This window comes from Microbacterium sp. p3-SID336 (assembly GCF_025143365.1).
GTDB lineage: Bacteria > Actinomycetota > Actinomycetes > Actinomycetales > Microbacteriaceae > Microbacterium.
Genome location: NZ_JALXPE010000045.1, coordinates 26766 through 33732, shown reverse-complemented (window position 1 = coordinate 33732; position 6967 = coordinate 26766). Strand labels below are relative to the sequence as shown.

Below are 6967 nucleotides of genomic sequence, written 5' to 3'. Positions count from 1 at the left end.
AGCCCACCGCCGTGAGGAGGAGCTCCGCGAGTCTGGTCAGGATGCCGTCGGTCTTGCCCACACGGTCACCCTAACCGCCTCACGCGTCGGCGAGTGCGTACCCCTCCTCGCCGTGGACGACCTGGTCGACACCGGCGATCTCGTCTTCGTTCGTGATGCGGAAGCCGATCGTCTTCTGGATCGCGAATCCGATCACCCAGGCCACGACGAAGGAGTAGATCAGAACGCCCGCTGCGGCGATCACCTGCACGGCGAGCTGACGGGCGTCACCGCCGACGAACAGGCCGGTGCCGGTGGCGAAGAAGCCGAGGTAGACGGTGCCGATGAGGCCTCCGACCAGGTGGATGCCCACCACGTCGAGCGAGTCGTCGAAGCCGAGACGGAACTTCAGCTCGACGGCCAGCGCGCAGACGATGCCGGCGACGGCCCCCAGCAGCAGCGACCAGCCAGGGGTCAGGTTCGCGCAGGCAGGGGTGATGGCCACCAGACCGGCGACGGCACCCGAGGCGGCGCCGACCGAGGTGGCCTTGCCGTCCTTGATCCGCTCGATCAGGATCCACCCGAGGATCGCGGCGGCGGTGGCCCCGAGCGTGTTCAGACCGATCAGGCCGACCCCGCCCATGTCCTCCGCGAGCCATTCCGCACCGGCGTTGAAGCCGAACCAGCCGAACCACAGCAGTGCCGCGCCGAGGAGTGTCAGCGGCACGTTGTGCGGCTTGAGAATGCCCTTCTGGAAGCCGATGCGCTTGCCGAGCACCAGGGCGAGTGCCAGCGCAGCCGCACCCGCGTTGATGTGCACGGCCGTGCCTCCGGCGTAGTCGATCACGCCGATGCCGCTGTCCTCGCCGAACAGGGTCGTGCCGAGGTTCATGATCCAGCCGCCGCCCCACACCCAGGCCGCAACCGGGAAGTACCCGACGGTGGCGAACACGCCCGCGAAGATCAGCCAGCTGCCGAACTTCGCGCGGTCGGCGATGGCCCCCGAGATCAGGGCGACCGTGATGATCGCGAAGGTGGCGCCGTAGGCGACGCCGAGCAGCGCGACGTTGGAGCCCTCCCCGGAAGCGAGGTCGGAGAGCCCGAAGTCGGCGAAGGGATTGCCCGCGAACGCGGTCGGGCTGTCGACGGCGCTCATCGAGAAGCCGAAGAGAATCCACAGCACGGCGACGAGTCCGATCGAGCCGAAGCTCATCATCATCATGCTGACGACGCTCTTCGCCTTGACGAGTCCTCCGTAGAAGAAGGCGACGCCGGGAGTCATCAGCAGGACGAGCGCTGTCGCGGTGATGGCCCAGGAGATGTTGCCGGGAGCATCCATTGGAAAACCTCACATCCGAAGTAATTGAGAGCTTCAGTGTGACCACGGACCGTTTCGCCCATGCGTGAGGTTTGTTTCCCCGCTGTTACAGCCGTCGTGCGGGCGTGAACATCGCGTTACGCGCGCCTGCGGGCTTACGCAGAATGCGTCAGCGCATTGAGTCGGGAGATGGCGCGCAGGTACTTCTTGCGATAGCCGCCGGCGAGCATCTCGTCGGAGAACACCGCGTCGAGGGCCAGGCCTGTCGCGAGGATCGGGAGCTGCGCGTCGTACACGCGGTCCACGAAGGCGACGAAGCGCAGCGCCTCGGACTGGTCGGTGAGCTGACGGACGCCGCGTAGACCAACGCGCTGGAGACCGTCGATCAGACGGATGTACCGGGAGGGGTGCACCTGCGCGAGGTGCCGGATGAGGTCGTCGAAGCCGTCGTCGGACACCGGTCCCTCTGCGGCGGCCCGGGTGACGGCGTCGGCGTAGGCCGCGTCGTCGAGCACGACCGCGTGGCCATCGATCGCACGCTGACGGAAGTCGACGCCGTCGATCCGCAGCGTCTGGAAGCTGTCGGACATGGCGTGGATCTCGCGCAGGAAGTCCTGGGCGGCGAACCGCCCCTCGCCGAGGGCGTTGGGCGGGGTGTTGGAGGTCGCGGCCAGGCGGGTGCCGGTGGGCACGAGCTCGCCGAGCAGTCGCGTCATGACCATGGTGTCGCCCGGGTCGTCGAGCTCGAACTCGTCGATGCAGAGCAGGTCGGCGCCCTTGAGCAGATCGACCGTGTTCTTGTAGCCGAGCGCGCCGACGAGCGCCGTGTACTCGATGAACGAGCCGAAGTACTTCCGGCGGGCCGGCATCGCGTGGTAGATCGACGCGAGCAGGTGCGTCTTGCCGACGCCGAACCCGCCGTCGAGGTACACGCCCGGCTTGAGCTCGGGCTCCTTCTTCGCCCGGCTGAACAGCCCGCCTCGCTTCACGGGGGCGCCGCGGCCGGAGAACCGCAGCAGCGTCTGCTTGGCCTCCTCCTGCGAGGGATACGCCGGGTCGGCGCGATAGCTGTCGAAGGTGGCCTCGTCGAACTGGGGCGGCGGCACGAGGCTCGCCAGCATCTCGGGTCCGGTGACGGTGGGGGTGCGCTCGGTGAGGTGCACGGTTCCAGTACGGGTGGTCGGGTCGGTCATCACGATCCTGAGTCAGGGCGGCCTGTGTCGAAGTCTTACGGATCCGGTGCCGGGGGCACAGGGAGGATCTATCGTCGAAGGGACGGATCAACACTACGCCGTCCGCACCTGCCCGTTCGCCCGCCCGACCGCTACGGAGACCCCATGGCCATCGAGTTCGACTCCTCCTCCCCCAAGTTCGCCGAGTACGCGGAGCCCGGCCGTCTGGTCACCACCGCCTGGCTCGCCGAGCACCTGGGCGAGCCGGGACTGGTCGTGGTCGAGTCCGACGAGGACGTGCTGCTGTACGAGACCGGGCACATCCCCGGAGCCGTGAAGGTCGACTGGCACACCGAGCTGAACGACCCCGTCGTGCGCGACTACGTCGACGGCGAGGGATTCGCAGAACTGCTCAGCCGCAAGGGCATCGCCCGCGACGACACGGTCGTGATCTACGGAGACAAGAACAACTGGTGGGCCGCCTACGCGCTCTGGGTGTTCTCCCTCTTCGGCCACGAAGACGTGCGTCTGCTCGACGGAGGCCGCGACCGCTGGATCGCGGAGGGTCGCGAGCTCACGCGTGACGCGACGGTGCGCTCCGCGACCGAGTACCCGGTGGTCGAGCGCGACGACTCGGCGATCCGCGCGTACAAGGAGGACGTGCTCGCGCACATCGGCAACCCGCTGATCGACGTGCGCTCGCCGGAGGAGTACAGCGGCGAGCGGACCACGGCTCCCGCCTACCCCGAAGAGGGGACGCTGCGGGCGGGTCACATCCCCACCGCGCAGAGCGTGCCGTGGGCGAAGGCCGTCGCCGAAGACGGCGGCTTCCGCCCTCGCGCCGAACTCGACGCCATCTACCGCGAGGGCGCCGGCCTCCAGGACGGGGACGACGTCGTGGCATACTGCCGGATCGGCGAACGCTCCAGCCACACCTGGTTCGTGCTCAAGCACCTGCTCGGCTTCGAGAACGTGCGCAACTACGACGGCTCGTGGACCGAGTGGGGCAGCGCAGTGCGTGTGCCGATCGTGACGGGCACGGAGCCCGGCTCCCTCTGACATGGGAGAATGACGGGGATGAGCACCACCCGACTCCCCGACACCCTCGCCGAGATCCGTGACGGCTTCCTCGAGACCCCGGAGGCCGACCGTCTGCTGCTCCTGCTGGAGTTCGCAGACGAGCTCCCCGCCGTGTCGGACGAGGTCGCCGCGCACCCGGAGATGTGCGAGCGAGTGGCCGAGTGCCAGTCGCCCGTGTACATCTACGTCGAGGTGGACGACGACATCGTGACCATGCACGCGACGGCGCCGGAGGAGGCGCCGACCACCCGCGGCTTCGCGAGCATCCTGGTGCAGGGCATCACAGGGCTCACGACCGACGAGGTGATCGCGATCCCCGAGGACTACCCGCAGTCGATCGGGCTCACCAAGGCCGTGTCGCCGCTGCGGATCGGCGGCATGACGGGCATGCTGATGCGGGCGAAGAACCAGGTCAGGCAGAAGCGCTGAGGCCCTGCGCCTCGAGCCACTGCGTGATCGCCGTGCTCCAGCCCTTCTCGTCGTAGTTCCAGAGCTTGGTGTGCCTGGCCACCGTGAAGCGCGGCATCGTGACGAGATCGGGCCGTGCCTCCTGCAGCGCGTGCGACGCGTCCGCCGGGACGAAGCCGTCGTCGTCGCTGTGCAGGATCAGGATCGGCGCCCGCAGCTCGTCGGCCCGGGCGACCATGTCGAGACGGTCGAACAGGATCGGCTCGTCGGCGCCGCTCAGCCGCGCGGTGAGCGGAAGCTGGAGCGCACCCATCGCCAGCTCGGGGAGCGGCGGCCTGACCCTGGCGACCTTCGCCTGGAACCGCAGCACGGTGCGCCAGTCGACCACGGGTGACTCCAGGATGACACCGGCGATGCGATCACGGTTGCCGGAGCTCACCGCCGCCTGCAGCGACACCGCGCCGCCCATCGACCATCCCATCAGCACGATCTTCTCGGCACCGTGCCGCAGCGCATACGCGATCGCCGCGTCGACATCACGCCACTCGGACGCGCCGAGCGCGTAGGCCCCTGCCTTCGTCCGCGGCGCCTCGCCGTCGTTGCGGTAGGAGACGACGAGAGTGGGCAGCCCTGCGGCGTGCAGCACGGGCACCGCGCGCAGGCACTCGGCGCGGGTCGTGCCCCGGCCGTGCACCTGGATGACCCAGGTCGAGGAGGCAGCGGGGAAGAACCACGCGGGACACGGCCCGGCGGGAGACCCGATCAGCACGTTCTCCCATCGGAGATGCAGCTCGGCGGGCGACTGGTAGTACGCGCCGCTGAAGGAGGCACCGCGGTCGACGTTCGCGCCCGGCTCGATCTTCGTGAGCAGCTTCCGCCGCACCGTCGTCGCATCCGCACTGAGCACGGCCCCGAGCTTGACGTAGCCGTAGGTGCCTGTCGTGAAGAGTCCGTAGCGCCCGGGAAGCTCGGTGTCGGGGGTGCGCCGCAGCTCGATGGTCTGCGCGCCCGTGTCGATCGCGAGGATCTCGGTGTCCACCAGACGGCGCATCGGAGTGACCACCCGCCGGGCGACGGCGAGCACCAGGAAGCCGGCCGCGGCGGTCAGAGCGAACAGCGCGGGGACAATGAACTGGGCGGCGTGCCTGAGACTCTTCATCGCCTTCCGACTCTAGCCTGTTGCCGTGACCGCACATCCCGAGGCCGGGACGCCCTTCGACAGCGCCGTCGCCGAACTGCGAGAGACCGCGTTCCGCGACGACATCGTGGTGCGCGAAATCGCCACGCCGCAGGGCCTCGCCCCGTTCGCGATCGCGCTCTCCGCGGACGTGCGTCCCGGCGAGGACGGCGACTCGGTGTACGGCACGGGCCGCTTCATCCTGCTGCACGACCCGGACGAGCCGGACGCGTGGGGCGGCGCCTGGCGCATCGTGATCTTCGCCCAGGCCCCCCTGGAGACGGAGATCGGCACAGACCCGCTGCTGGCCGACGTCACCTGGTCCTGGCTGGTCGACGCGCTCGATTCCCGCGACGCCGGCTACCACTCCGCCGCCGGGACCTCCACGAAGACGCTCTCCAAGGGCTTCGGCGGCCTCGCCGACGAGGGTGACGGCGCACAGATAGAATTGCGGGCGTCCTGGACACCGGATGGCCCGTTCCGACCGCACGTCGAAGCATGGGCCGAGCTGGTCGGAATGCTGGCGGGACTTCCGCCGGGCTCCGAGGGCATCGCCGTGATCGGCGCGCGAAAGGCTGTACGTGACTGAATACTCCGTGATCTCCGACACCGAGGAGTTCCGTGCGGCGTGCGCCGCGCTGGCGGCCGGCTCCGGCCCGGTGGCGGTCGACGTCGAACGCGCCTCGGGCTTCCGCTACTCGCAGCGCGCGTATCTGGTGCAGGTCTTCCGCCGCGACGCGGGCGTCTTCCTCTTCGACCCCCCGGCGATCGGCGACTTCGCGCCGCTTCAGGAGGCGATCGGCTCCGAGGAGTGGGTGCTGCACGCTGCGAGCCAGGACCTGCCCTCCCTGCGCGAACTGCACCTGCAGCCCTCGACGATCTTCGACACCGAGCTGGCGGCCCGTCTGCTCGGGCACGAACGCGTCGGTCTCGCCGCCGTGGTGGAGGATGCCCTCGGCATCACGCTGAAGAAGGAGCACTCGGCGGCGGACTGGTCCACCAGGCCGCTGCCCGACTCCTGGCTGGAGTACGCCGCGCTCGACGTGCTGCATCTCGTCGACGTGCGGGATGTGCTCGTGGCCGAGCTCGAGGAGCAGGGCAAGACGGAGTTCGCCGCGCAGGAGTTCGACGCGACGCTGGCGCGCGCGCCGAAGCCGCCGCGGGAGGATCCGTGGCGACGGCTGAGCGGACTGCACCAGGTGCGGGGATCGCGCAACCTCGCGGTCGCCCGCGCGCTGTGGGAGGCCAGGGAGATGTACGCGCAGCAGCAGGACATCTCGCCCGGTCGTCTGGTGCCCGACCGCTCGCTGGTCGCCGCGGTGCTCGCGAACCCCTCCTCGAAGCAGGCTCTCGCCGGCGTCAAGGAGTTCCAGGGGCGTGCGAGCCGCACGCAGCTGGACCGGTGGTGGCAGGCGATCGTCGATGGACGGGCGGCCGAGCAGCTGCCGCGCGAGCGCGTGCCGAGCGATGCCCTTCCCCCGCCCCGGGCGTGGGCCGACCGGAACCCCGAGGCCGACGCACGGCTCAAGGCCGCGCGCCCGGCGGTCGAGGCGGTCGCGGAGGAGCTCGGGATGCCGACGGAGAACCTGCTGACACCGGATTACCTCCGCCGTGTGGCCTGGGACGCCCCTGGCACCACGGCTGCCGAGGTGGGCGCGGCTCTCTCCGCGCTCGGCGCACGCGCGTGGCAGGTTGAACAGACTGCACAGAAGATCGCCGACGCCTTTGTAGAGGCGGCGCAATCGTCGGACAGCACGTCCGCGAGCGCTTCGTAGGTTCGATCCAACCGATTCCGTCTCATTTCGGCGCGTTCATAGACTGAGGCCAACGCAC

7 protein-coding genes are annotated in these 6967 nt (G+C 69.5%); 4 read left to right on the top strand and 3 right to left on the bottom strand.

From position 1 onward, the window contains the following. Positions 1 to 79: 79 nt before the first annotated feature. The gene (locus M3C17_RS13685) at positions 80 to 1318 is read right to left on the bottom strand and encodes an ammonium transporter (protein ID WP_259978412.1); all 1239 of its coding nucleotides are present in this window, start codon (positions 1316 to 1318) and stop codon (positions 80 to 82) included. A gap of 134 nt (positions 1319 to 1452) precedes the next feature. Then, positions 1453 to 2490: a cell division protein ZapE gene (gene zapE / locus M3C17_RS13680; protein ID WP_259978411.1), complete on the bottom strand. Its 1038-nt coding sequence runs from the start codon at positions 2488 to 2490 to the stop codon at positions 1453 to 1455. Between the two features lie 144 nt (positions 2491 to 2634). Here zapE and M3C17_RS13675 point away from each other — a divergent pair, with 144 nt between their 5' ends. Together M3C17_RS13675 and M3C17_RS13670 are read left to right on the top strand one after the other, a co-directional pair. Continuing rightward, positions 2635 to 3528: a sulfurtransferase gene (locus M3C17_RS13675; protein ID WP_259978408.1), complete on the top strand. Its 894-nt coding sequence runs from the start codon at positions 2635 to 2637 to the stop codon at positions 3526 to 3528. An 18-nt stretch (positions 3529 to 3546) separates the two neighbouring features. Continuing rightward, positions 3547 to 3978, top strand: coding sequence for a SufE family protein (locus tag M3C17_RS13670; RefSeq protein WP_259978406.1), 432 nt, complete (start codon positions 3547 to 3549; stop codon positions 3976 to 3978). On the opposite strand, the gene M3C17_RS13665 is transcribed toward M3C17_RS13670, so the two are convergent. Next, the gene (locus M3C17_RS13665) at positions 3962 to 5116 is read right to left on the bottom strand and encodes a S9 family peptidase (RefSeq protein ID WP_259978404.1); all 1155 of its coding nucleotides are present in this window, start codon (positions 5114 to 5116) and stop codon (positions 3962 to 3964) included. The genes M3C17_RS13670 and M3C17_RS13665 overlap by 17 nt on opposite strands. Before the next feature lie 25 nt (positions 5117 to 5141). Here M3C17_RS13665 and M3C17_RS13660 point away from each other — a divergent pair, with 25 nt between their 5' ends. Further along, complete coding sequence (locus M3C17_RS13660) at positions 5142 to 5723, top strand: DUF3000 domain-containing protein (RefSeq protein WP_259978403.1); 582 nt, start codon at positions 5142 to 5144, stop codon at positions 5721 to 5723. After that, positions 5716 to 6909, top strand: coding sequence for an HRDC domain-containing protein (locus M3C17_RS13655; RefSeq protein ID WP_259978401.1), 1194 nt, complete (start codon positions 5716 to 5718; stop codon positions 6907 to 6909). The genes M3C17_RS13660 and M3C17_RS13655 overlap by 8 nt, the downstream gene beginning before the upstream one ends. Positions 6910 to 6967 lie beyond the last annotated feature (58 nt).